We start from the raw sequence: 22506 nt of genomic DNA on the forward strand, positions 1-22506 counted from the left end.
CGCACATGTGAAGCGCGCGCGTATTTTCTGGGTGGACCTGACGGGGTGATCTTCGGCTTGGGGATCTTCGACTGGGTGATCGTCGACTGGGTGATCTTCGACTGGGTGATCGTCGACTGGGTGATCGTCGACTGGGTGATCGTCGACTGGGTGATCTTCGACTGGGTAGAGTCGGCTGGGTAGAGTCGACTGTTAGTTGTGTAAACCCACCACGTTGTTCAGCGGGATTCTGGAAATAGGCGGTTGGCTGCCGATCCCCATGTGGGGTCGGTGCCAGTTGTAGTGGTGCAGCCATTCAGGCAGCACGGCGTCGCGCTGCTCTGACGAAGCGTACTCGCAGGCGTAGGCCCATTCGCGCAAGCTGGTCTGGATGAAGCGCTCGGCCTTACCGTTGGTTCGCGGGGTGTAGGGCTTGGTCCGATAGTGCTTCATGCCCAACGAGGCGACGAGTCGAGCGAAGACGCCGGAGCGATAGCAGGCGCCGTTGTCAGTCAGGACACGCTGGAAGGTGACTCCCAGCGTCCTGTAGTACGCCACGGCGGCCAGCAGCGCTTGGCAGGCCGTTGAGCCCTTCTCATCGGTGTGAACGCTACTGAAAGCGACTCGGGAGTGGTCATCAATGGCCACATGGACATAGCCCCAGCCACCGCCGCCAGCGTTGCCACGCCGATTCGGATCGACCCGGTGCCCGGGCCGGCGGAAGTTGCCGAGTTTCTTGATATCCAAGTGCAGCAAGCCGCCCGGGCTGTCGTACTCATACCGGACCGCCTTCTTCGGTGGGTCCAGAAGGCACAGGCGATTGAGTCCTCTTCGACGCATCAGTCGTGAAATGGTGCTGTGAGCCACGCCCAGTGCCTTGGAAATGGTCAGGTAGGTTTGCCGTTGACGTCGACGCTGGACGATCTGCTCAACGAGCGCCTCGGGGGTGCTATGGGGGCTGCGGCCGGGCCGGGAGCTGCGGTTCTGCAGCCCACTCAAGCCCTCGGCTCGATACCGGGCCAGCCACTTGTAAGCCGTGCGCACACTCACCCCGCAAGCCTGGGCGGCCTCTTCGGGCCGAAGGCCTTGCTCAGTGATGCGGCGGACAAGAAGTTCTCGACTAAACGGCGTCAAACGGGCATTTTTATGGTGGTTCATCCGGGCTCTTTGGGGGCTGGAACGGTGTGGTAACCACCATTTTCCAAAGATGCCCCGGATGAACAACCTACCGAGAGATCACAGTTAGTCGACTGTCGCGCGCAGCGCGGGCTTTTCATCGCCATGTGCAGAGCAGTCGACTAACAGTCGACTCTACCGCCGCGGCCGGATGGTCCGCCGCGATCGGATGGCCCTCAGGGATCGGATGGTTCGCCGCGATCGGATGGTCCGCCGCGATCGGATGGTCCGCAGCGATCGGATGGTTCGCCGCGATCGGATGGCCCTCAGCGATCGGATGGTCCGCAGCGCTCGGAGAATCCAGCACGTCCGGAAGATCCGCCACGACCGGAAGATCCGCAGAAACGACGACGCCGGCCCAGGGCCGGCGTCGTCGGGTACTTCTCATCGCGGCGGGATCACTCCTGCGCGGCGTCGTCGCTGCTGGCAGCAGCCGGTGCGCCATCGGTCGTGGCCGGGGCGGCGGCAGCCACCTCGTCCTCGTCCTCGTCGATCGAGGCATCCATGCGCTCCACCGCCTGCAGCTTCTCGTCCTTGGAGAGGCGGATCAGGGTCACGCCCTGGGTGTTGCGGCCGACGCGGCTGATTTCCGAGCCACGCGTACGCACCAGGGTGCCACCATCGGAGATCAGCAGGACTTCGTCGCTGGAGCCCATCAGCACCGCGGCGACCAGCTTGCCATTGCGCTCGGTGGTCTGGATGCCGATCACGCCCTGCGTGCCACGGCCCTTGCGCGGGTAGTCCGGCAGCGGGGTGCGCTTGCCGTAGCCGTTCTCGGTCGCGGTGAGGATGTACTGCACGCTGGCGTCGTCGGCGCCGTCGATCACCGCATCGCCATTGGCGGCGGCTTCTTCGACACCGTTGTCGTCCTCGTTCTCGTCCTCGATGCCACCAGCACTTTCGGCCACGATCAGGCTGACCACTTCCTCGCCGGCTGGCATCTTGATGCCACGCACGCCGGTCGCGGTACGACCCATCGAGCGGACCTTGTCCTCACCGAAGCGCACGGTCTTGCCGTTGGAGGCGAACAGCAGGATGTCGCGCTCACCGTCGGTCAGGCCGACGCCGACCAGCGCATCGCCCTCGTCGAGGTTGATCGCGATCTTGCCGCGGGCCAGACGGAAGGCGAACTCGCCCAGCGGGGTCTTCTTGACCGTACCGTTCTTGGTGGCGAAGAACACGAACTGGCCATCGGCGTACTCGCGCACCGGCAGCACGGCCTGCACGCGTTCGCCCGGTTCCAGCGGAATCCAGTTGATGATCGGGCGGCCACGGGCGTTGGAACCGGCTTCGGGCAGCTGGTAGACCGGCAGCCAGAACACCTTGCCCGAACTGGTGAAGGTCAGCAGCGTGTCATGCGTGTTGACCAGCCACAGCTGTTCGATGAAATCCTCTTCCTTGGTCGCCGCCGCACTGCGGCCACGGCCGCCACGGCGCTGTGCGCGGTACACGCTCACCGGCTGGCGCTTCACGTAACCGGCATGCGAAACGGTGACCACCACGTCTTCCGGCGCGATCAGGTCGAGGATGTCCAGGTCTTCTTCGCTGTGGCGGATCTCGGTACGACGCTCGTCGCCGAACTCGGCCTTGACGCTGACCAGTTCCTCGCGGATCACCTGCAGCAGGCGGTCGGGGTCTTCCAGGATGTGGATCAGCCCGGCGATCACTTCCAGCAGCTGCTTGTACTCGTCGGTCAGGCGGTCCTGCTCCAGCCCGGTCAGGCGGTGCAGGCGCATTTCCAGGATCTGGGTGGCCTGAATCTCGGTCAGCTGGTAGCCGCCCTCGATCAGGCCCACGCCCTTGGGCAGGTCTTCCGGACGCGAGGCTTCGGCACCGGCGGCGCCCAGCATCGCACCGACCAGGCCCGGCTCCCACACGCGTGCCAGCATGCGCTCGCGGGCTTCGTTCGGGTTCGGCGAGGTCTTGATCAGTTCGATCATCTCGTCGATGTTGGCCAGCGCGACAGTCAGGCCTTCCAGCACGTGGGCACGGGCGCGCGCCTTGCGCAGCTCGAACACGGTGCGGCGGGTGACCACTTCGCGACGGTGGCGGACGAACGCCTCGAGCATCTGCTTGAGGTTCATCAGCTGCGGGCGGCCGTCGACCAGCGCCACCATGTTGATGCCGAACACCGATTCCATCTGCGTCTGCTGGTACAGGTTGTTCAGCACAACCTCGGCAGATTCACCGCGCTTGATCTCGATGTAGATACGCATGCCGTCCTTGTCGGACTCATCGCGCAGCTCGCTGATGCCTTCGATCTTCTTTTCCTTGACCAGCTCGGCGATCTTCTCGATCAGACGCGCCTTGTTCACCTGGTAAGGAATTTCAGTGACGATGATCGATTCGCGGCCGTTGTCGGCCACCTCGATATCGGCCTTGGCACGGATGCGCACGCGGCCACGGCCGGTACGGTAGCCGGCGACGATGCCGGCGGTGCCATTGATGATGCCGGCGGTCGGGAAATCCGGGCCCGGGATGTACTCCATCAGGCCGTCGACGTCGATTTCCGGGTTGTCGATCAGCGCGATGCAGGCGTTGATCGATTCGCTCAGGTTGTGCGGCGGGATGTTGGTCGCCATGCCCACCGCGATACCGGCCGAACCATTGACCAGCAGGTTCGGGAACCGGGTCGGCATGACCGTCGGCTCCAGTTCCTTTTCGTCGTAGTTGGGCTGGAAGTCGACGGTTTCCTTGTCGATGTCGGCCATCAGCTCATGCGCGAGGCGCGACATGCGCGCTTCGGTGTATCGCATTGCCGCAGCGGAGTCGCCATCGATGGAGCCGAAGTTGCCCTGGCCATCGACCAGCATGTAGCGCAGCGAGAACGGCTGCGCCAGGCGTACCAGCGTGTCGTACACCGACTGATCGCCATGCGGGTGGTACTTACCGATGACGTCACCGACGATACGCGCCGACTTGAAGTAGGGCTTGTTGCTGTGCGCGTTCAGTTCATTCATCGCGAACAGCACGCGGCGATGCACCGGCTTGAGGCCGTCGCGCGCATCCGGCAGCGCACGGCCCACGATCACGCTCATGGCGTAATCGAGGTAGCTCTTGCGCATCTCGTCTTCCAGGTTGACCTGGATGATTTCCTTGGCGGTTTCTGCCATTCGGGTTCCGTTGTCTGGTAGCGGTCCAGTCCGGCGCAGCCCTCTGCGGGAGGGGGTCGTGCCGGAACCTCGATTCAACCTATGGATACTACCACAACAGGCCGTTTTCCGCCTCCCTTTACGGGGATTTTACCGGCACAAATCAGGAACTTAGGGCCCCATACCGCCCCTGTAGAGCCGAGCCCATGCTCGGCTGCGGCGGATTCGCTGGCTGAGCCGAGCGTGGGCTCGGCTCTACAGACATCCGCGACCCTGCCCGCATCAGCCGCCGAAGGCGGCGCGCATGTTCTCGGTGGTCGGGTTCAGGATCACGCCGCGCTCGGTCACGATGGCGTCGATCAGCTCGCCCGGGGTGACGTCGAACACCGGGTTCCAGGCAGCGATGCCCTCTGCCACCGTGCGGGTGCCGCCCACGCCGTACAGCTCGCCCGGATCGCGCTGCTCGATCTCGATCTGGCTGCCGTCCACGGTCTCCATGTCCACCGTCGAGGACGGCGCCACGACCATGAACTTCACGCCGTGATGGCGGGCGGCGATGGCCAGCTGGTAGGTCCCGATCTTGTTGGCGGTATCGCCGTTGGCGCAGATACGGTCGGCACCCACGATCACCCACTGCACGGCACCGGTCTTCATCAGGTGCGAGGCGGCCGAATCGGCGATCAGGGTGGCGTCGATACCATCCTGCTGCAGCTCCCACACGGTCAGGCGCGCGCCCTGCAGCCACGGCCGGGTCTCGCCAGCGAACACGCGGGCAATGCGGTGCTGGGCCATACCGGCGCGGATCACGCCCAGCGCGGTGCCGAAGCCGGCGGTGGCCAGCGAGCCGGTGTTGCAGTGGGTCAACACGCCGCTACCGGCTTCGATCAGGCCAGCACCCAGCGCGCCCATGTGGCGGTTGGCGGCCAGGTCCTCCTCGGCGATGGCCTGCGCTTCCGCCTCCAGCTTCGCCTTCCAGTCAGCACCGGCGGCGCTCAGGCAACGGCGCATGCGCGCCAGCGCCCAGGCCAGGTTGACGGCGGTCGGACGCGAGGCGTTCAGACGCTGCAGCGACGGTTCCAGCTGCTGCAGCGCGTGCGCACCGTCTGCGGCCTGCACGTCACGTGCGGCCAGCACCACGCCCCAGGCGGCGGCGATGCCGATGGCCGGCGCACCGCGCACGGTCAACGCGTGGATGGCCGCAGCCACTTCGTCACTGTCATGGCAGACCACATGCTCGACCACGAACGGCAGCTTTCGCTGGTCCAGCAGTTGCAGGGCATCGCCGGTCCACAGGATCGGGCGGATGTGGTCGTAACGGGCGTAGTCGATGTCGGAGGCAGTGTTCATGAACCCATTGTAGGGCCACGCCCCCCGGGGTTGGAGCCCGCCCGGGCTCAATTCACCGAGAATTCGGCGCGGCAGCCGCCGTCCACCCAGATGCCGTTGCGACTCCAGCCCCAGGTGCTGCCTTCCTCGCACGGCGTGCTGGACAGTTGCTCGAAGACAGCGGCACCGACCGAGATGCTGGCACCGCAGAAACGGCGCTTCTTCGACTTGGATTCACAGGTCAGCCGGCGTGGTACGTCAACGAATCGACCGTCCTCGTCAGCCACTTCGAAGTCCCCCTGGCAACCGCGGCTGGTCCAGACTTCATTGCGCTTGTATCCCCAGCCCTGCCCTTCGCGGCATGGCAGCGCCGACAGCTGGCGCAGCAGGCGCACTGGCGCGCCATCCAGGCGCACCGGGCAGCTCTGCGGGCGGCCATTGGACTCACAACGCACCACGCGACGGACCAGGCGCTTACCCTCGCTGGCTGCTGGCGGCGCACCCGCAGCGCGGCGTGCGCGGAACTCGGCGCGGCAGCCCAGCGTGACCCACACGCCACTGCGGTCGGTGCCCCATTCGCTGCCACGGATGCAGCTGCTGTTGGAAAGCTGGCGCACCAGGTCGATGCCGTTGCTGACATCGATATCGCAATGCACCCAGCCCATGTCGCGTGATTCACAGGTCACCACTTCACCGTCGTAGCCGGCCTGTTGGGCAGATGCCGATGACGGCAGCCAGGCACCCCAGAGCGCGATGGAGTACACCGGTGCAGCAACAACCGCAAACCACTTGACCAAAGCCTTCCCCAGCAGGAATGGATGAACTGCGTGCCAGTGTCCGGCATCTGCCGTGATAAGAGCATCATCCTGCTTACCGAAGCAAGCGCGGAAACGCGGAATTCCGTTCAGCCTTCGATGTTCAGGAACGCATGTCGCTCATGCGTGGGCAAAGTCGTAGGCCAGCACGTCGGCGATGCGCGGCGTGCGGTTCATCGCCATCAGCAGGCGATCCACACCCACCGCTACGCCCGCGCATGCCGGCATCGATGGCAGCGCAGCCAGCAGCGCCTCGTCCAGCGCCGGCCGCACCTGGCCACGTTCATGGCGCCGCTGCAGGTCACGCTGGAAGCGCGCGCGCTGCTCGTGGGCGTCGTTCAGTTCGTGATAGCCGTTGGCCAGCTCCACCACGCCCAGGTACAACTCGAAACGCTCGGCCAGAGGCGGTGTACCGGCACGGATGCGCGCAAGCGCCGCCTGGCTGGCCGGCCAGTCATGGACCACGGTCATCACTGCGTCATCGAAGTGCGGCTGGATGCGATGGGTCATCAACAGGTCCAGCCAGTCGTCGCGGGTCAACCCGACCGGATCGATGTGCACATCACCCAGCGCGGCCCGCAATGCAGCCTCATCGGCCTCGAACGGGTTCACGCCCACGTACTGCTGGAACAGCTCGCGGTAGCTCAGCACGCGCAGGCTTGCGCTGCGCCCCACCAGGGCCAGCGCCTGGGCGACCAGCTCGGCGGTTTCCTGCACCAGGCGATGATGATCCCAGCCAACCCGGTACCACTCCAGCATGGTGAATTCCGGATTGTGGCGGCCACCGGCCTCGCCGTTGCGGAACACCCGACCCAGTTCGTAGCAGTCGCCGACGCCGGCGGCCAGCAGGCGCTTGAGCGGATACTCCGGCGAGGTACGCAGCCAACGGCGACGGCCACCGGCATCGACATGCCCGCTGAAATCGGTATGGAAGCTGTCGATGTTCGGCTCGGTATTGCCGGCCACCGACAGGATCGGCGTTTCCACTTCCAGCACATCGCGTTCGGCGAAGAAGCGGCGGACCAGCGCATTGAGCGCGGCGCGCTGCTGCAGCGCGCGCAGCAGGGCCTCGCTCACAGGATGCCCTCCGGGCGAGGGTGGTCCAACGGCAGGGTCAGCAGATCGCGGGTGTCATCGATGTAACCGCTCGCCAGATAGAGGCGACGGGCCAGCTCGTTGTGGTGGTTCACTTCCAGGCGCAGGCGGCTTACACCGCGGCCCCGTGCCCGCTGTTCGCAGATGGCCAGCGCCTGCTTGCCGCGGCCGCGACCACGCGCACGATGGCTCAGGTACAGCTCGTCCAGCAGCATGAAGTGGCCGCCCTGCTCCAGGCTGAAGCCCATCGCGATCACTGCGTAACCGACCACCTCGGCCGCCTCGTCCAGCCACAGCAGTACTTCGCCGTTGCGTGGGTCGGCCAGCAGCGCATCCACGCCGCGACGCACGCGCGCGTCGTCGAAGTCGATCCTGTCTTCGGCGTAGAACTCGCGCATCAACGCGATCAGCAGCTCCTCGTCAGCACGGGTGGCCAGGCGGAAATCCAGCGGGGCGGTCTGCATCGGTGTTCCTTTGTGTTTCATGCCGGGTGCAGGGGCACCCGGCGGGGTCATCATTCGTGTTCGGCAAGATAGGCCAGCAGGCGGTCCTCATCCCACACCGGCACGCCCAGCGACTTTGCCTTGTCCAGCTTGGAGCCTGCCTCGGTGCCGGCCACCACGAAACTGGTCTTTTTCGACACACTGCCGGAGACCTTGGCACCCAGCGCTTCCAGGCGTTCCTTGGCGGCATCGCGGGTGAGCTGGGCCAGGGTGCCGGTCAGCACCACGGTCTGCCCATCCAGCGGACCGGCCACGATCTCGGCCAGCGCCGGCGCCTTGGCCAGGATCTCCCGCATCGCGTTCTCGGCGGCCAACAGCATCGCACCATGGCCATCGGCGTCCAGCCACTCGGCCAGACCACGCGCCGTGTCATCGGGCAGCCCGGCGTTGGCGAACTGGCCATGCTCGGCGTCGAGCACCGCCTGTGCACCGGGCAACGCGGCGACCAGTTTTTCCGCGCGCAGGCGGGTAATGCCGGGGATCTCCGACTCAACCAGCAGCTGCGCCAGATCCAGGCCCTCGCGCAGCTTCGCGCTGGGCGCGTGCACATCACTGATGCGCACCTGGCCGACCTGCAACAGGTCATCGATGGCCTGCTGGTTGCCCTGCTGTTCGAAGAAGTGGCCGAGCGAGCGCGCCACTTCGCCACCGATGTCCGGCACGCGCTTGAACAGCGGCCACGGCAGATGGCGAATCAGTTCCAGGTCACCGAACCACTGCGCCAGTGCCTTGGCGGTGCTTTCACCCACATGCTCGATGCCGAGTGCGAACAGAAGCCGTTCGAGCGTGGCGGCTCGGCTGGCGTCGATCGCTGCGATCAGGTTGTCGGCCCACTTGGTGGCGATCTTCTTCGTGTTCCATTCGAAGCTGGCCGGCTGCGCCAGCGCCTGCGCGCGCCAGCCCGGATCGTTGCCGTCCAGCTTGAGCACCGCATTGAGCACCGCACCACTGCCCTCGGCGGGCAGGTGCAGTTTCAGCGCCGCCGCCAGTGCCGACGGATTCTCTGCATCCAGCACCAGCTTCAGGTGCAGCAGCGTATCGCGGTTGAGCCGGTACAGGTCGGCCACGCTCTTGACGATACCGGCATCGACCAGGGTCTCAATGTACTTGTCGCCCAGGCCGTCGATGTCCATTGCGCGGCGCGAGGCGAAATGGGCAATGGCTTCCTTGCGCTGCGCCGGGCAGGACAGTTCGCCCGAGCAGCGCCATGCGGCTGCCCCTTCCTCGCGCACGATTTCCGAGCCGCACACCGGGCAGCGCGTCGGCATCTGCCACGGCGTGGTGCCCGGCGGGCGGCGATCGAGGATGACGCTGACCACTTCCGGAATCACATCACCGGCGCGGCGCACGATCACGCTGTCACCCACGCGCACATCCAGGCGCGCGATCTGGTCGGCATTGTGCAACGTGGCGTTGGACACGATCACGCCGGCCACCGCCACCGGCGCCAGGCGCGCGACCGGCGTGGCCGCACCGGTACGGCCGATCTGGATCTCGATGGCCTCCACGGTAGTGCTCTGTTCCTGCGCCGGGAACTTGTGCGCGATGGCCCAGCGCGGCGCGCGCGAGACGAAGCCCATTGCCTGCTGGCCGGCGCGGTCATCCAGCTTGTAGACCACACCATCGATGTCGAACGGCAGGCCGTCGCGGCGCTTGCCGATATCGCGGTAGTAGCCCAGCAGACCATCGACGCCTTCCACCACCTTGCACAGCTCACTGACCGGGAAGCCCCAGGCGCCGAGCTGGGCCAGGGTGCCCGAATGGGTATCGGGCAGCTCACCGCCCTGCACTTCGCCGGTACCGTAGGCGAAGAAACTCAATCTGCGCTGCGCACTGATCTTCGGGTCGAGCTGACGCAGCGAACCGGCGGCGGCGTTGCGCGGATTGGCCAGCACCTTGCCGCCCTGCAGCCGCGCACGCTCGTTGTAGGCTTCGAAGTCGGCACGCGCCATGTAGACCTCGCCGCGCACCTCCAGCACATCCGGCCAGTCCTTGCCGTGCAGGCGCTTGGGAATATCGCTGATCTCGCGCAGGTTGGCGGTCACGTCCTCGCCGGTACTGCCATCGCCACGGGTCGCGCCCAACACGAAATGCCCGTCTTCGTAGCGCAGGCTGATCGCCAGGCCGTCCATCTTCGGCTCGGCCGAGAACCGCAGGCTGCGACGGCCCAGGCGCTCATCGATGCGGCGCACGAAATCGGCCACCTCCTCATCGCTGAAAGCATTGGACAGCGACAGCATCGGCACCGCGTGGCGCACTTCCGGGAAGCGGCCGGAGGGGCGCGCACCGACCTGCTGGGTCGGGCTGTCGGCACGGGCCAGTTCCGGGTGCTCGCGCTCCAGCGCTTCCAGCTCGCGCACCACGCGGTCGTAGTCGACGTCGGGGATCTCCGGCGCGTCCAGCTCGTGATAGGCGCGGTTGGCCTGGGCGATCTGCCGGCGAAGGTCTTCGGCGCGTTCGGCGGGGCTGGGGCTCATCGGAATCCGGTGGTTCTGGGATGGCCGGGGATTCTACCGCGCCCGCCTGTCAGGCCCTGTAACGCCGCCGCCTTTTGTAGAGTCGAGCCAAGCTGGACTGGTCCTCCCTCGCTCAGGCAGGCACCAACCACTCCCCCGCTCTGGTAGGTGCCAACCTTGGTTGGCACATCTGCAGTCAAGCATGGTTCGACTCCACAAAAAGCAGCTTGCCGCACATGCCCACCGGCGCTAGCGTTCGACGGTCCCCCTTCGGAATCCTGCCCGTGACCCTGCCCGCTTCCCGTCGACGCTTCCTGCAACTGGCCGGTGCCGGCCTCGCCGTCGCCGGCAGCGGGCTGCCGCAGCTTGTCCATGCCCAACCCGCGACGGCCGCCGCTCCTGCCCCCGCTGAAGGTGCGGTGCTGCTGAATTTCAACGAATGCCCCTACGGCCCCTCGCCCGCAGCCCAGCAGGCGGCACGCGACAGCATCGCCGGTTGCGGCCGCTACCGTTTCGCACTGGCCGGTCAGGTGCGCGACACCTTCATCGAACAGGCAGGACTGCCGGCCGACCATGTGCGCCTCTATCCCGGCTCCAGTGAACCGTTGAATCGCGCCGCCACCGTGTGGACCGGCCCGCAGGCGGGACTGGTAGTGGCCGACCCGACATTCGAGACGCTGGGCGAGGTCGCTGCCGCACACGGTGCGCACGTGCAGAAAGTGCCATTGCGCGAGGACGGTGCACACGACCTGCGTGCGATGGCCGCCGCCGCACACGCACGCCCGACCGGGCTGCTGTATGTGTGCAACCCCAACAACCCGACCGGTTCGATCAGCCCGCCGGATGAGCTCGCCTGGCTGCTGGCCCACAAACCCGCTTCCACCCGCGTACTGGTCGACGAGGCCTACCTGCAGTACAGCGAGCAACCCAGCCTGATCACGCAGGTGGCGCAGCGCGATGACCTGATCGTGCTGCGCACGTTCTCCAAGCTTTATGGCATGGCCGGCCTGCGCCTGGGCGTGGCGGCCGCGCATCCCGACCGCCTGCGCGAACTGGCCAGCCTGGGCGACAACCCGCTACCCGTGCCAGCACTGGCCGCGGCACTGGCCAGCCTGCAGGATCCTCAGTTGATCGCGCAGCGGCGCCTGCAGAATGCCAAGGTGCGGCAGGCCACCATCGCGTGGCTGGGCAAGCGTGGTTTCAGCTGCGTTCCGTCGGAAGCGAACTGCTTCGTGGTGGATGTGCAGCGCGACGGCAGTGCGTTCGCCAAGGCGATGGCAGACAACGGCGTGGTGATCGGACGCAGCTGGCCGATCTGGCCGCAGCGCGTGCGCGTGACCGTGGGAACCGAGGAAGAGATGGCGGCATTCCGCCGCGCATTCGCCAAGGTGGCCGGCGTCCCGGCGTAGACCGCATCCACGCATGGCGTGGATCTACCGGGGGTGGGTGCCGACCGTTGGTCGGCACATGAATCCATTACCAGCGCGGTGTCTTGGTCAGCGGCGGCGCCTGGTGCTGGCGATCATAGGCGCGCAGCTCGTCACGGATGTGCGCGATGCGCTGGCGACCCAGAGCGTTGCGGCTGTCATCCAGCACAACGCCATCCAGCAGCTCGGCCATGCGCTGCACCGTCGGCAGCATCTTCTCCCAGGCGTCCAGCGCGGTCAGCGGCGCCGGCAATGTCAGGAAGAAAGCGATGGCCGGGGTTTCCATCGCGCGGATGTTGGCCATGTCGAAGCTGCCCGGCTTCATGATGCTGGCCATCGAGAAGATCGGGCCGCGCTCGGGGTGGCCTTCCACCAGGCGGTGGAACACGTTCATGTGGCCGAACACCAGGCCGGTCTTCTCCGCCGCCACCACGATGTCTTCACCACGCAGCTGTTCGCCGGCGCGAGCGGCCACGAACAGCGACACGATCTTGTCGAAGTCCTGGGTGGCGCGCTTGCCAAGGTCGCTGGCCGCGCCGGCGTCGGTGTCGGCCAGGCCAAGCTCGGCCTGCTCGCCTTCCGAGCCCATGCCCGGCTCTACGCGGCCATCGGCCACAGTGATGCCATCATCGCCCAGCACCGGCTCGCGACGCTCGCCGCCGGTCGGTTCCGCGCTTTCCACGCGACGCCCCTGGGGCTTCTTTTTCGGACGGCCAAACAGGAAGATCGCGGCGATCAACAGCAGGCCGGCGGCCAGGATGCCGATGCGCAACAGTGCCGTGTCGGACATTCGATAGGTTCTCCGGCTAGTTCATTCAGGTAACTAGGATGGCACGTCAGGCCGCGCCCGCCAATCGCGCGGCTTCTTCCAGGTCCACGCTGACCAAGCGGCTGACGCCCGGCTCGCGCATGGTCACGCCCGACAGCTGGTGCGCGGCCTCCATCGTCGCTTTGTTGTGGCTGACGAACAGGAACTGCACCTTTTCGCTCATTTCCTTGACCATGTTGGCCAGGCGACCGACGTTGGCCTCGTCCAGCGGCGCGTCCACCTCGTCCAGCAGGCAGAACGGGGCGGGGTTCAGCTGGAAGATGGCGAACACCAGCGCCACCGCGGTCATCGCCTTCTCGCCGCCGGACAGCAGCGAGATGCTGGACACGCGCTTGCCCGGCGGACGCGCCATGATGGTCACACCGGTGTCGAGCAGGTCTTCACCGGTCAGTTCCAGGTAGGCGTGGCCGCCACCGAACAGGCGCGGGTACAGCGCCTGCACGCCAGCGTTGACACGATCGAAGGTGTCCTTGAAACGACCGCGGGTCTCGCGGTCGATCTTGCGGATCGCATCTTCCAGGGTTTCCAGCGCAGTGGTCAGGTCGGCGTGCTGCGAATCCAGGTAGTCCGAGCGCTGCGAGGCCTCGCCATACTCGTGAATCGCAGCCAGGTTGACCGGCTCCAGCCGGCGCATGCGGCCATCGATCTGGTGCACGGCCTGCTCCCAGTCGCCCAGGCGGGCGTCCTCGGGCAGTGCATTGAGCACGTCCTGCAGCACGAAACCGGCCTTTTCCACCGCCGCCTGCAGGGTATCCGCGCTGAGCACCAGCGCCTGCTGGTCAAGCTTGCGCTGCGAAATACGCTCACGCTGGGCCAATGCCTGTTCGTCGCGCTGGTGGCGGGTCTGTTCGTAGTTGCGCAGCTCGGCGTCGATGCCGTCCAGCAGCGTGCGCGCCTCGGTCAGCACGCGATCGGCCCGCACGCGCTCTTCCAGTGCGTTCTGGTGCTCGGCCTGCAGCGCTTCGACCGGCGAATCACCTTCGTCCAGCTGCGAATGCAGCTCGCCCAGTCGCGAATCCAGCTGGCCGCGCTGGGTGCCCATGCGCTCCAGCGCCTGGCTCAACGAGGCCAGCTGCGCACGCTGCGATTCCAGGGTCAGCGCCAGCGAGTGCGCGCGCTCGCGTACCGCACGGGCGGCGTCGCGAGCCAGGTCGCGCGCCTCGGTCAACTGGCGACGCTCACCCTCCAGCCGCTGCCGGGTCGATTCCAGGTCGCCCATGCTGCTGACCGCGTTCTCCAACCGCGAACGCGCTTCACGCGCCTGCTCGTTGTTGGCTTCCAGCGTTTCCTGCAGCTGCTTCAGTTCACCTTCGATGCGGTCGATGCGCGTGCGCGCCGCCTCCACCTTGCCCTGCTGTCCCTGCAATTGGCCAGCCAGTTCAGAGACCGCACGATGGGCCTGGTACAGCGCACGCTGCGCGTCTTCGCGCTGCTGCTCGGCGGCCTGCAACTGCTCACGGAAACCACTCAGCTGTTCTTCCAGCTCGGCCTCGCGATCCTGCAGTTGCTCGATCTGCTCGCGCAGTTCGTTGATCTCACGTTCGCGCAGCAGCGCGCCCTGCTGGGCCGCGCCGGAACGCGACACACGCAACCAGCCCTCGCCCAGGCGCTCACCGCCCTGGGTGATGATCGAATCGCCTTCCGGCAGGCTGGCCTGCAGCGCCTTGGCTTCGGCCAGATCCCTGGCACCGTGCAGGTGCGCCAGCAGGCGCCGGATCGCTGCCGGGCCACGCACACGTGCAGCCAGCGAGGTCGGCGCGACCTTCAGGTCCGCGCCATCGTTGGCGACCAGTGCAATGTGGCCCTCGCCCAGTTCGCCCAGCGCGTCGACCAGGCTGGCCGGGTCATCTACCAGCACGCCTTCGATCAACTGGCCAAGCGCGCTTTCCACCGCGTTTTCCCAACCGGCATCGACATCCAGGCGTTCGCCGACACGCGCCGCCGAATCCAGCCCACGCGCCTTCAGCCAGGCCACGGCGGCGCCCTGCTCCTGGCCCAGCGCAGCCTGCTGCAGGGTTTCCAGCGAAGCCAGGCGACCGCGCAGGCCATTGGCCTGCTTGCGCAGTTCGGCCAGTTCGTTCTGGCCATTGCGCTGCTGTTCCTGCACCGCCGCCACGCCCTGCTTGCGCAGCTCGACGTCTTCGCTCAGTTCATCCAGCGCGGTCTTCTGCGTGTCGTGCTGCAGGTGCAGCTGCTCGAAGGCTTCTTCCAGCGCGTCCACGTCCAGCCCGGCGCGCTCGGCGGCCAGGGCTTCACGACGCCGGTCGGCATCGAGGATCTGCTTGTCCAGGTAGTCCACGCGCGTGCGCTCGACGTCGCCGGCGCGCGAGGCTTCCGAACTCTGCGAGGTGTGCTGTTCCCAGCGCTGCTGCCAGCTGGCCAGCCGGTCTTCAGCCTCGCGCAGGCTTTCCTGCTTTATCTCGTTTTCTTCCTGCAGTTCTTCCAGCTGCGGGGTGGCGGCCTCTACCGCCTCCCGCAGCACCCTCAGCTTGGCCTCGTCGCCACTGATGTGCTGCCCCAGTTCGGCCAGGGCCTGCTGGGTTTCGTCGCGCGCCTTGTGCAGGCGCTGCGACAGCTCGCGCTGGTGCTGGATCTGCTGCTCCAGGCGGGCCAGGGTGCTGCCGACCTGATAGACCGCCGCCTGCGCGGTGTTGAGCGCATCGGCGGCCTCTTCGCGACGCACTCGCGAGGTTTCGATGCGGGCCTCTGCGTCGCGCTGATCGGCGATCAGCTGCTGCAGCTTGGTCTCTTCCTGCGACAGGCCTTCGCGCAGCTTCGACAGGCGCCCATCGAGGCCACGGAATTCCAGCGCCTTCCACTCGGCATCCTTGATCCGGCGCTCTTCCTGCAGGGCCTGGTACTGCTCGGCCTGCTTGGCCTGGCGCTTGAGGTGTTCGAGCTGCTTGCTGATCTCGTCGCGCAGGTCACCCAGACGGTCCAGGTTTTCGCGGGTGTGGCGGATGCGGGTCTCGGTCTCCTTGCGGCGCTCCTTGTACTTGGAGATGCCGGCTGCCTCTTCCAGATACACGCGCAGGTCTTCCGGGCGCGCCTCGATGATCTGGCTGATCATGCCCTGCTCGATGATCGAGTAGCTGCGCGGGCCCAGGCCGGTGCCGAGGAACAGGTCGGTGATGTCGCGGCGACGGCACTTGGTGCCGTTGAGGTAATAGTTGCTGGTGCCGTCGCGGCTGACCGTGCGCTTGACCGAGATCTCGTTGAACGAGGCGTACTCGCCGGAAATCGTGTGGTCGGAGTTGTCGAAGATCAGCTCGACCGTGGCCTGCGACACCGGCTTGCGGGCATTGGACCCGGAGAAGATCACGTCGGTCAGCGAGTCGCCACGCAGGCGGCTGGCCGAACTCTCGCCCATGACCCAGCGCACGGCGTCGATGATGTTCGACTTGCCGCAGCCATTGGGCCCCACCACGCCGGTCATGTTGGTCGGCAGGTGCAGGGTGGTCGGATCGACGAACGACTTGAAGCCGGACAGCTTGATCGTGGAAAGACGCATAGGGGTTCCGGACTGGGGCCGACAAGCGGCCTGCGTTTACCCTCCAAGCCATTGATCCTGTTGGGATCGATGCCCGTGGAACGGGTGTGACGCCCTGAGTATACCGATGTGGACGTGTTCTACGAATGGGCGTGGAACATTGCCCACCACCACCCCGTCGGACGGACCTGGCCCGACACCGCGGAACGGCGCCAAAAACAAAACGGGCACCCTTGCGGGCGCCCGTTCTGCGGTGATGCCAGGCCTTGCGGCGCGGGATCAGGCTTCGGCGACGACGACGACCTTGACGGTGGTCTCGACGTCGGCGTGCAGGTGGACCAGCACGTCGTATTCGCCGATGTTGCGGAAGGCGCCTTCGCCCAGGATGACTTCGCTCTTTTCCAGCGGCAGGCCGGCGGCGGTGAAGGCCTCGGCGATGTCGCGCGGGCCAACCGAGCCGTACAGCTTGCCTTCGGTCGAAGCGTTGGCGGCGATGGTCACGCTCGCGCCTTCCAGCTTGGCCTTGCGGCCTTCAGCGTCGGCGTGGATGGCCTGGGCCTTGGCTTCGTATTCGGCGCGCTTGGCTTCGAACTCGGCCTTGTTGCTCTCGGTGGCCGGCACGGCCTTGCCCTGCGGCACGAGGAAGTTGCGGCCGTAGCCCGGCTTCACATCAACCAGGTCGCCCAGGTTGCCGAGGTTGGTGACTTTCTGCAGGAGGATCAGCTGCATGGTATTGCTCCAGATGAGTTATTCGTTAGCGAGGCCATGCCCCGCAACAAAGGCTGTCCGAATAGCTGGCACAGCGGGGGCGGCACCGGGCCGCCCCGCCGGGCATCAGACGTCGTGGTTGTCGGTGTACGGGATCAGGGCCAGGAAGCGAGCGCGCTTGACGGCGGTCGCCAGCTGGCGCTGGTACTTCGACTTGGTACCGGTGACGCGGCTCGGCACGATCTTGCCGTTCTCGGTCAGGTACTGGCGCAGGGTGTTGAGATCCTTGTAGTCGATCTCCTTCACACCTTCAGCAGTGAACTTGCAGAACTTGCGGCGACGGAAGAACTTGGACATGGGAAGGCTCCTTAGGCGGCGGAAGCGGCGTCGTCGCCGGCTTCGTTGTCAGCGGTGTTGTTGGACTCGCCTTCTTCGTCGTCACGACGACGGCGCTCACCGCGCTCCGGCTTGTCACCCTTCTCGTCCTTGCTCTTCATGATCAGCGACTGCTCGGTGTCAGCCTCGTCACGCTTGATGACCAGGTTGCGCAGCACGGCGTCGTTGAAGCGGAAGCTCTCGGTCAGTTCGTTCAGAACGGCCTGGTCGGCTTCGATGTTCATCAGCACGTAGTGGGCCTTCACCAGGTTCTGGATCGGGTACGCCAGCTGGCGGCGGCCCCAGTCTTCCAGACGGTGGATGGTGCCGTTGCCGTTCTCGACCAGCGACTTGTAGCGCTCGATCATGGCCGGGACCTGCTCGCTCTGGTCCGGGTGGACCATGAACACGATTTCGTAATGACGACTCATGTTTTTTCTACCTTTCGGATGTGGCCTTGCGGCCGGACAGCCCCCCGCCGTTGAGACCGCGGTGGGGCAAGGATTCCCGCCAGGGAGGCAGGAAGCCGCGCATTATGGCCCAGATGGGGAGGATGGGCAACCGGGGGGCACCCGACATGCTGAACCGGGGTGCCCTGCCCCGGTGCCGATCAAGGTCGGCACCCACCAGGCGGGTAGCGCCGGGCCATGCCCGGCGGGCGCCAAAGCCGCGCGTCAGGCTTTGTCGGCGTCGGTGGTGAAGCTCTCGCCGCAGCCACACTCGGCGGTGGCATTGGGGTTGCTGAACGTGAAGGTCTCGCTCAGGCCGTGCTTGCCGAAGTCGATCACGGTGCCGTCCACCAGTGCCAGGCTCTTGGCGTCGACATAGATCTTCACACCATCCTGGTCGAACACGGTGTCGCCCTCGCGCTCGTCGCGGGCCAGGTCGGTCACGTGGCCCCAGCCGGAGCAACCGGTCTTGGTCACGCCGAAACGCAGGCCCAGCGCGCCGGGGGTCTGGGCGACAAAGCGCTGCACGCGCTCGAAGGCAATGGGGGTCAGGCTGACGGCCATGGGGCTACTCCAGAGGTACGGGGACATTATAAGGAGCCGTTGCCACGAAAAATGCCTCGCAAGCGGAACGCTGCAACCGGTAAACTCCCGTGTTCACAGATCGAGTCGATCAGCAGAGGATTCAAGTCATGACGGTGGTCAGCGTTGAACATGCGCTTGCCGGGAAGATCCCGGAAGGCGGCGAAGTCACGGTACGCGGATGGGTGCGCACGGTGCGCGGTTCAGCGAATCTGGCCTTCGTGAATGTGAGCGACGGCTCCTGCTTCGCCCCGATCCAGGTGGTGGCCGGCGACAGCCTGGCCAACTTCGACGAGATCAAGCGCCTGACCAGCGGCTGCTCGGTCATCGCCACCGGCACCCTGGTGAAGTCGCAGGGCAAGGGCCAGTCGTTCGAGATCCAGGCCAGCGCGCTGGAGGTGGTCGGCTGGGTCGAAGACCCGCTCACCTATCCGATCCAGCCCAAGCCGATGTCGCCGGAGTTCCTGCGCGAAGTGGCGCACCTGCGCCCGCGCACCAACCTGTTCGGTGCGGTCACCCGCATCCGCAACTGCCTGGCCCAGGCCGTGCACCGCTTCTTCCACGAGAACGGCTTCAACTGGATCAGCACTCCGATCATCACCACCTCCGACGCCGAAGGCGCCGGCCAGATGTTCCGCGTGTCCACCCTGGACATGGTGAACCTGCCGCGCGACGAGAAGGGCGCGATCGATTTCAGCCGCGACTTCTTCGGCAAGGAAACCTTCCTGACCGTGTCCGGCCAGCTGAACGTCGAGGCTTACTGCCTGGCGCTGAGCAAGGTCTACACCTTCGGCCCGACCTTCCGCGCCGAGAACAGCCACACCACCCGCCACCTGGCGGAATTCTGGATGATCGAACCGGAAATCGCCTTCGCCGACCTGGCCGAAGACGCACGCCTGGCCGAAGAGTTCCTGAAGTACCTGTTCCGCGCGGTGCTGAACGAGCGCAGCGACGACCTGGCCTTCATCGCCGAGCGCGTGGACAAGAACGCGATCACCAAGCTGGAAGACTTCATCAACGCACCGTTCGAGCGCATCGACTACACCGACGCGGTCAGCCTGCTGCAGAAATCCGGCAGGAAGTTCGACTTCCCGGTCGAATGGGGCCTGGACCTGCAGACCGAGCACGAGCGCTGGCTGACCGAGGAACACGTCGGCCGCCCGGTGGTGGTGACCAACTATCCGGAGCACATCAAGGCCTTCTACATGCGCCTGAACGACGACGGCAAGACCGTTGCCGCGATGGACGTGCTGGCCCCGGGCATCGGTGAGATCATCGGCGGCAGCCAGCGCGAAGAGCGCCTGGACGTGCTGGACGCGCGCATGGCCCAGTTCGGCCTGGATCGCGAGCACTACAGCTGGTACCGCGATTTCCGCCGCTACGGTTCGGTGCCGCACGCCGGCTTCGGCCTGGGCTTCGAGCGCCTGGTGGTGTACGTCTGCGGGCTGTCCAACATCCGCGATGCGATCCCCTACCCGCGCGCCCCGGGCAGCGCGGACTTTTAAGCCCCATACGACCACGGAGGTACTGCCCCATGACCCTGTTCTTCGCCCTCTGTTTCGTCGGCGTCGCAGTGGCCGGGTTCAGTGCCTTCGTGATCTTCTGGCCGCTGACCCTGGTGCACGTGCGCGACCGCCATCCGGCGCTCGCCGCGCGCTTCGGCAGCGGCGCCTTCCTCAAGCCCGATGCCCTGGCCTGGCTGCTGCGACGCGACTATCGGCAGCAACCGGACCGCTCGCTGTCCGGGCTGGCGACACCGGCCTGGGTATCGCTGCTGACCCTGCTGGCCGGACTGGGCATGGCCGCCCTGCTCTGGCTGGCCTCGCTCTGGTAATACGCTCATGAATGACATCACCGCCTCGCGCGACAGCTGGTGGCTGGCCAGCCTCGGCAACACCCTGATCTGGGCGCGCCTGCGCGTTCGCCCTGCCGGCACCGCCGAAGTGCTCGACAGCGATGGCAACACGCTGAGCTATGACAGCGAGGACACCGCGCGTTCGCAGCTGTTCGACGCCGAATTCGTCGAGTACGACGGCCTGGACGAGGAAGATGCGCTGGTGCGCGGCTTCAGCCTGCACGAAGTGCAGCCGCCGCAGGCCGACAGCGACGAGGGCCTGCGTGGCCGCATGATCCAGTCGCTGGGCGGGCGCGCCTGACCTTCGCATGTTCACCCCTCGCGCCTTCGCCGAGACCGACCTGCGCTGGCTGGACCGCCTGCTGGCGCGCGACCCGTTTGTCACCGTGCTTACCCCCGGTAGCGATGGCCTGCCGGAGTTGACCCGGGTGCCGGTGCTGTACCGGCGTGACGGTGATCGCATCGAACTGTGTGGGCATTGGGCCCGCGCCAACCCGCAGTCGCGCCACAGCGGCGCGGCCAAGGTGCTGGTCGACGGCCCGCATGGCTACGTCTCGGCCAGCTGGTATCCGGACAAGGAGCCTGCCGCGCGCGTACCCACCTGGAACTACGCCGCCGCCGAGCTGCGTGGCCAGCTGCAGACCTTCGACGACACCGATTCGCTGGCCGGACTGGTCGGCGCGATCAGCGACCGCTTCGAAGCCATCGTCGGCCAGGCCTGGCGGTTCGATCCCGCGCGCGCCGAACACGGCCCTGAGCTGCGCGCCATCGTCGGCTTCCGCTTCCACGTCGAACACGTACAGCTGAAGCTGAAACTCAGCCAGAACCATCCCGACGCCAACCAGCAGGCGGTGATCACCGCGCTGGACGCACTGGGCACCCCTTCTTCCCATGAGCTGGCGCAGTGGATGCGCTGGCACCGTGAACAGTCCGCCTCCAGCGGCTGATCACCCCAGCTTCCCGCGACGGCGCGACCAGAGCGGCCGCGCCTTGCCCCCACCCGACGCCAGGGATACCGCACATGAAAGACATCCACCGCCTGCTGCAGAACAACCGCGACTGGGCCGACCGCATCGCCAAGGAAGACCCCGAGTTCTTCCAGCAGCTGTCCAAGCAGCAGCATCCGGAATACCTGTGGATCGGCTGCTCCGACTCGCGGGTGCCGGCCAACCAGATCATCGGCATGGCCCCGGGTGAAGTGTTCGTGCACCGCAACGTCGCCAACGTGGTCGCGCACACCGACCTGAACTGCCTGAGCGTGGTGCAGTACGCGGTGGACCAGTTGAAGGTGAAGCACATCCTGATCGTCGGCCACTACGGCTGCGGCGGCGTGCACGCCTGCCTGCACAATACCCGCGTCGGCCTGGCCGACAACTGGCTGCGCCATGTCGGCGACGTGGTGCAGAAGCACCAGGGCATCCTTGATGCGATCGAGGATGACGAGCTGAAGCACGCGCGCCTGTGCGAACTGAACGTGATCGAGCAGGTTGCCAACCTGTGCCGTTCGACCATCGTCGAGGACGCCTGGGCGCGTGGCCAGAAGCTGATGGTGCACGGCTGGGTCTACAGCCTGAAGAACGGCCGGGTCAGCGAAATGGGCATCGACGTCGGTGCGCCGGAAGAGCTGAAGCCTGCCTATGAAAAGGCGCTGTCCTATGTGCCCCGCCAGGGCCGGCGCGACTGACCTCACCACGGACCACGACCATGCTCGCCTCGCCGATCAACCTGCACGCCTGGATCGAAGAACATCGCCACCTGCTGAAGCCGCCGGTGGGCAACAAGATGATCGACAACGGCGACTTCATCGTGATGGTGGTGGGCGGGCCGAACTCGCGCACCGACTACCACTACGACGAAGGCCCGGAGTGGTTTTACCAGCTCGAGGGCGAGATGGTGCTGAAGGTGCAGGAGGACGGCGCGGTGCGCGACATCCCGATCCGTGCCGGCGAGATCTTCCTACTGCCGGCCAGGGTGCCGCACTCGCCGCGGCGCCCGCCCGGTGGTATCGGCCTGGTAGTCGAGCGCAAGCGCCTGCCGCACGAGATGGACGGCGTGATCTGGCACTGCGAGCGCTGCAACCACAAGCTGCACGAAGAGTTCTTCGCGCTGCAGAACATCGAGACCGACCTGCCGAAGGTGTTCGCGCGTTACCACGCCAGCCTGGAACTGCGTACCTGCAGCGAATGCGGGCACGTGGACCCGTTGCCGGTGCCGGCGGCGGGTTGAAAGGCCGGTGGGCATGGCGATTGCTGTTACCTCCGCCGGGCATGGCCCGGCGCTACCGATGCGCGTGATCCCCAGGTAGCGCCGGGCCATGCCCGGCGAGCGCGCCGCGCGGCATCACGCCGG

The 22506-nt window shown here is 66.3% G+C and carries 22 protein-coding genes; 8 read left to right on the top strand and 14 right to left on the bottom strand.

What is annotated here, in order from left to right; genetic code table 11:
* The first annotated feature begins 45 nt into the window (after positions 1-45).
* A complete protein-coding gene (locus tag ACZK29_RS14025) occupies positions 46-183 on the top strand; it encodes a hypothetical protein (RefSeq protein WP_478446173.1) in 138 nt (45 codons plus the stop codon).
* Positions 184-192: 9 nt separating this feature from the next.
* On the opposite strand, the gene ACZK29_RS14030 is transcribed toward ACZK29_RS14025, so the two are convergent.
* The 8 genes from ACZK29_RS14030 to ligA all read right to left on the bottom strand — a co-directional run bounded on the left by ACZK29_RS14030 (position 193) and on the right by ligA (position 10469).
* Positions 193-1137 carry an IS481 family transposase gene (locus ACZK29_RS14030; RefSeq protein WP_478446174.1) on the bottom strand — a complete coding sequence of 315 codons (945 nt, stop codon included), beginning with the start codon at positions 1135-1137 and terminating at the stop codon, positions 193-195.
* Between the two features lie 115 nt (positions 1138-1252).
* Complete coding sequence (locus ACZK29_RS14035; protein ID WP_478446175.1) at positions 1253-1543, bottom strand: hypothetical protein; 291 nt, start codon at positions 1541-1543, stop codon at positions 1253-1255.
* Positions 1544-1553: 10 nt separating this feature from the next.
* Entirely contained in the window at positions 1554-4268 is a 2715-nt protein-coding gene (gyrA, locus tag ACZK29_RS14040) for a DNA gyrase subunit A (protein ID WP_111204540.1), read from the bottom strand.
* A 261-nt stretch (positions 4269-4529) separates the two neighbouring features.
* Complete coding sequence (gene mtnA / locus ACZK29_RS14045) at positions 4530-5594, bottom strand: S-methyl-5-thioribose-1-phosphate isomerase (RefSeq protein ID WP_111204541.1); 1065 nt, start codon at positions 5592-5594, stop codon at positions 4530-4532.
* A gap of 47 nt (positions 5595-5641) precedes the next feature.
* On the bottom strand, positions 5642-6370 hold the full coding sequence (locus ACZK29_RS14050; RefSeq protein WP_111204542.1) for a DUF3011 domain-containing protein: 729 nt from the start codon (positions 6368-6370) through the stop codon (positions 5642-5644).
* Between the two features lie 138 nt (positions 6371-6508).
* Positions 6509-7465 carry an EF-P lysine aminoacylase EpmA gene (gene epmA / locus ACZK29_RS14055; protein WP_478446176.1) on the bottom strand — a complete coding sequence of 319 codons (957 nt, stop codon included), beginning with the start codon at positions 7463-7465 and terminating at the stop codon, positions 6509-6511.
* Positions 7462-7947: a GNAT family N-acetyltransferase gene (locus ACZK29_RS14060; RefSeq protein WP_005413904.1), complete on the bottom strand. Its 486-nt coding sequence runs from the start codon at positions 7945-7947 to the stop codon at positions 7462-7464. Before ACZK29_RS14060 ends, epmA begins: the two co-directional genes overlap by 4 nt.
* A 50-nt stretch (positions 7948-7997) precedes the next feature.
* Positions 7998-10469, bottom strand: coding sequence for an NAD-dependent DNA ligase LigA (gene ligA / locus ACZK29_RS14065; protein ID WP_478447093.1), 2472 nt, complete (start codon positions 10467-10469; stop codon positions 7998-8000).
* A 257-nt stretch (positions 10470-10726) separates the two neighbouring features.
* Between ligA and ACZK29_RS14070 the strand changes: the two genes are divergently transcribed.
* Entirely contained in the window at positions 10727-11851 is a 1125-nt protein-coding gene (locus tag ACZK29_RS14070) for a pyridoxal phosphate-dependent aminotransferase (protein ID WP_111204545.1), read from the top strand.
* 67 nt (positions 11852-11918) lie between these two features.
* Here the strand turns inward: ACZK29_RS14070 and zipA are convergent, their stop codons facing one another.
* From zipA to ACZK29_RS14100, 6 genes are all read right to left on the bottom strand, one after another.
* The gene (gene zipA / locus ACZK29_RS14075) at positions 11919-12659 is read right to left on the bottom strand and encodes a cell division protein ZipA (RefSeq protein ID WP_111204546.1); all 741 of its coding nucleotides are present in this window, start codon (positions 12657-12659) and stop codon (positions 11919-11921) included.
* A gap of 46 nt (positions 12660-12705) precedes the next feature.
* On the bottom strand, positions 12706-16209 hold the full coding sequence (gene smc / locus ACZK29_RS14080) for a chromosome segregation protein SMC (RefSeq protein WP_111204547.1): 3504 nt from the start codon (positions 16207-16209) through the stop codon (positions 12706-12708).
* A 258-nt stretch (positions 16210-16467) separates the two neighbouring features.
* Entirely contained in the window at positions 16468-16917 is a 450-nt protein-coding gene (gene rplI, locus ACZK29_RS14085) for a 50S ribosomal protein L9 (RefSeq protein ID WP_005410227.1), read from the bottom strand.
* 105 nt (positions 16918-17022) lie between these two features.
* Complete coding sequence (gene rpsR / locus ACZK29_RS14090) at positions 17023-17253, bottom strand: 30S ribosomal protein S18 (RefSeq protein ID WP_002804494.1); 231 nt, start codon at positions 17251-17253, stop codon at positions 17023-17025.
* A gap of 11 nt (positions 17254-17264) precedes the next feature.
* Positions 17265-17702, bottom strand: a complete 438-nt coding sequence (rpsF, locus tag ACZK29_RS14095) for a 30S ribosomal protein S6 (protein WP_005410228.1) — start codon at positions 17700-17702, stop codon at positions 17265-17267.
* Between the two features lie 243 nt (positions 17703-17945).
* Positions 17946-18284 carry a HesB/IscA family protein gene (locus tag ACZK29_RS14100; protein ID WP_006452998.1) on the bottom strand — a complete coding sequence of 113 codons (339 nt, stop codon included), beginning with the start codon at positions 18282-18284 and terminating at the stop codon, positions 17946-17948.
* A 128-nt stretch (positions 18285-18412) separates the two neighbouring features.
* On the opposite strand from ACZK29_RS14100, the gene asnS reads away from it, so the two are divergent.
* The 6 genes from asnS (at position 18413) to ACZK29_RS14130 (ending at position 22383) form a co-directional block, all read left to right on the top strand.
* On the top strand, positions 18413-19807 hold the full coding sequence (gene asnS, locus ACZK29_RS14105) for an asparagine--tRNA ligase (RefSeq protein WP_059034781.1): 1395 nt from the start codon (positions 18413-18415) through the stop codon (positions 19805-19807).
* Positions 19808-19836: 29 nt separating this feature from the next.
* A complete protein-coding gene (locus ACZK29_RS14110) occupies positions 19837-20136 on the top strand; it encodes a hypothetical protein (RefSeq protein ID WP_005410232.1) in 300 nt (99 codons plus the stop codon).
* A 7-nt stretch (positions 20137-20143) separates the two neighbouring features.
* The gene (locus tag ACZK29_RS14115; RefSeq protein WP_006453002.1) at positions 20144-20458 is read left to right on the top strand and encodes a hypothetical protein; all 315 of its coding nucleotides are present in this window, start codon (positions 20144-20146) and stop codon (positions 20456-20458) included.
* 7 nt (positions 20459-20465) lie between these two features.
* On the top strand, positions 20466-21104 hold the full coding sequence (locus ACZK29_RS14120) for an FMN-binding negative transcriptional regulator (protein ID WP_459047053.1): 639 nt from the start codon (positions 20466-20468) through the stop codon (positions 21102-21104).
* A gap of 74 nt (positions 21105-21178) precedes the next feature.
* Positions 21179-21841: a carbonate dehydratase gene (gene can / locus ACZK29_RS14125; RefSeq protein WP_111204549.1), complete on the top strand. Its 663-nt coding sequence runs from the start codon at positions 21179-21181 to the stop codon at positions 21839-21841.
* Between the two features lie 20 nt (positions 21842-21861).
* Entirely contained in the window at positions 21862-22383 is a 522-nt protein-coding gene (locus ACZK29_RS14130) for a 3-hydroxyanthranilate 3,4-dioxygenase (protein WP_459047054.1), read from the top strand.
* Positions 22384-22506 lie beyond the last annotated feature (123 nt).

The sequence above is a fragment of the Stenotrophomonas sp. 89682_Sma genome (assembly GCF_056481405.1).

Coding starts and splice junctions, on each gene's coding strand:
- ACZK29_RS14115 (WP_006453002.1), top strand. CDS start 20,144: ATGAATGACATCACCGCCTCGCGCGACAGCTGGTGGCTGGCCAGCCTC.
- rpsR (WP_002804494.1), bottom strand. CDS start 17,253: ATGTCCAAGTTCTTCCGTCGCCGCAAGTTCTGCAAGTTCACTGCTGAA.
- smc (WP_111204547.1), bottom strand. CDS start 16,209: ATGCGTCTTTCCACGATCAAGCTGTCCGGCTTCAAGTCGTTCGTCGAT.
- ACZK29_RS14130 (WP_459047054.1), top strand. CDS start 21,862: ATGCTCGCCTCGCCGATCAACCTGCACGCCTGGATCGAAGAACATCGC.
- ACZK29_RS14030 (WP_478446174.1), bottom strand. CDS start 1,137: ATGAACCACCATAAAAATGCCCGTTTGACGCCGTTTAGTCGAGAACTT.
- asnS (WP_059034781.1), top strand. CDS start 18,413: ATGACGGTGGTCAGCGTTGAACATGCGCTTGCCGGGAAGATCCCGGAA.
- rplI (WP_005410227.1), bottom strand. CDS start 16,917: ATGCAGCTGATCCTCCTGCAGAAAGTCACCAACCTCGGCAACCTGGGC.
- ACZK29_RS14100 (WP_006452998.1), bottom strand. CDS start 18,284: ATGGCCGTCAGCCTGACCCCCATTGCCTTCGAGCGCGTGCAGCGCTTT.
- zipA (WP_111204546.1), bottom strand. CDS start 12,659: ATGTCCGACACGGCACTGTTGCGCATCGGCATCCTGGCCGCCGGCCTG.
- ACZK29_RS14120 (WP_459047053.1), top strand. CDS start 20,466: ATGTTCACCCCTCGCGCCTTCGCCGAGACCGACCTGCGCTGGCTGGAC.
- ACZK29_RS14110 (WP_005410232.1), top strand. CDS start 19,837: ATGACCCTGTTCTTCGCCCTCTGTTTCGTCGGCGTCGCAGTGGCCGGG.
- mtnA (WP_111204541.1), bottom strand. CDS start 5,594: ATGAACACTGCCTCCGACATCGACTACGCCCGTTACGACCACATCCGC.
- ACZK29_RS14060 (WP_005413904.1), bottom strand. CDS start 7,947: ATGCAGACCGCCCCGCTGGATTTCCGCCTGGCCACCCGTGCTGACGAG.
- can (WP_111204549.1), top strand. CDS start 21,179: ATGAAAGACATCCACCGCCTGCTGCAGAACAACCGCGACTGGGCCGAC.
- ACZK29_RS14035 (WP_478446175.1), bottom strand. CDS start 1,543: ATGAGAAGTACCCGACGACGCCGGCCCTGGGCCGGCGTCGTCGTTTCT.
- gyrA (WP_111204540.1), bottom strand. CDS start 4,268: ATGGCAGAAACCGCCAAGGAAATCATCCAGGTCAACCTGGAAGACGAG.
- rpsF (WP_005410228.1), bottom strand. CDS start 17,702: ATGAGTCGTCATTACGAAATCGTGTTCATGGTCCACCCGGACCAGAGC.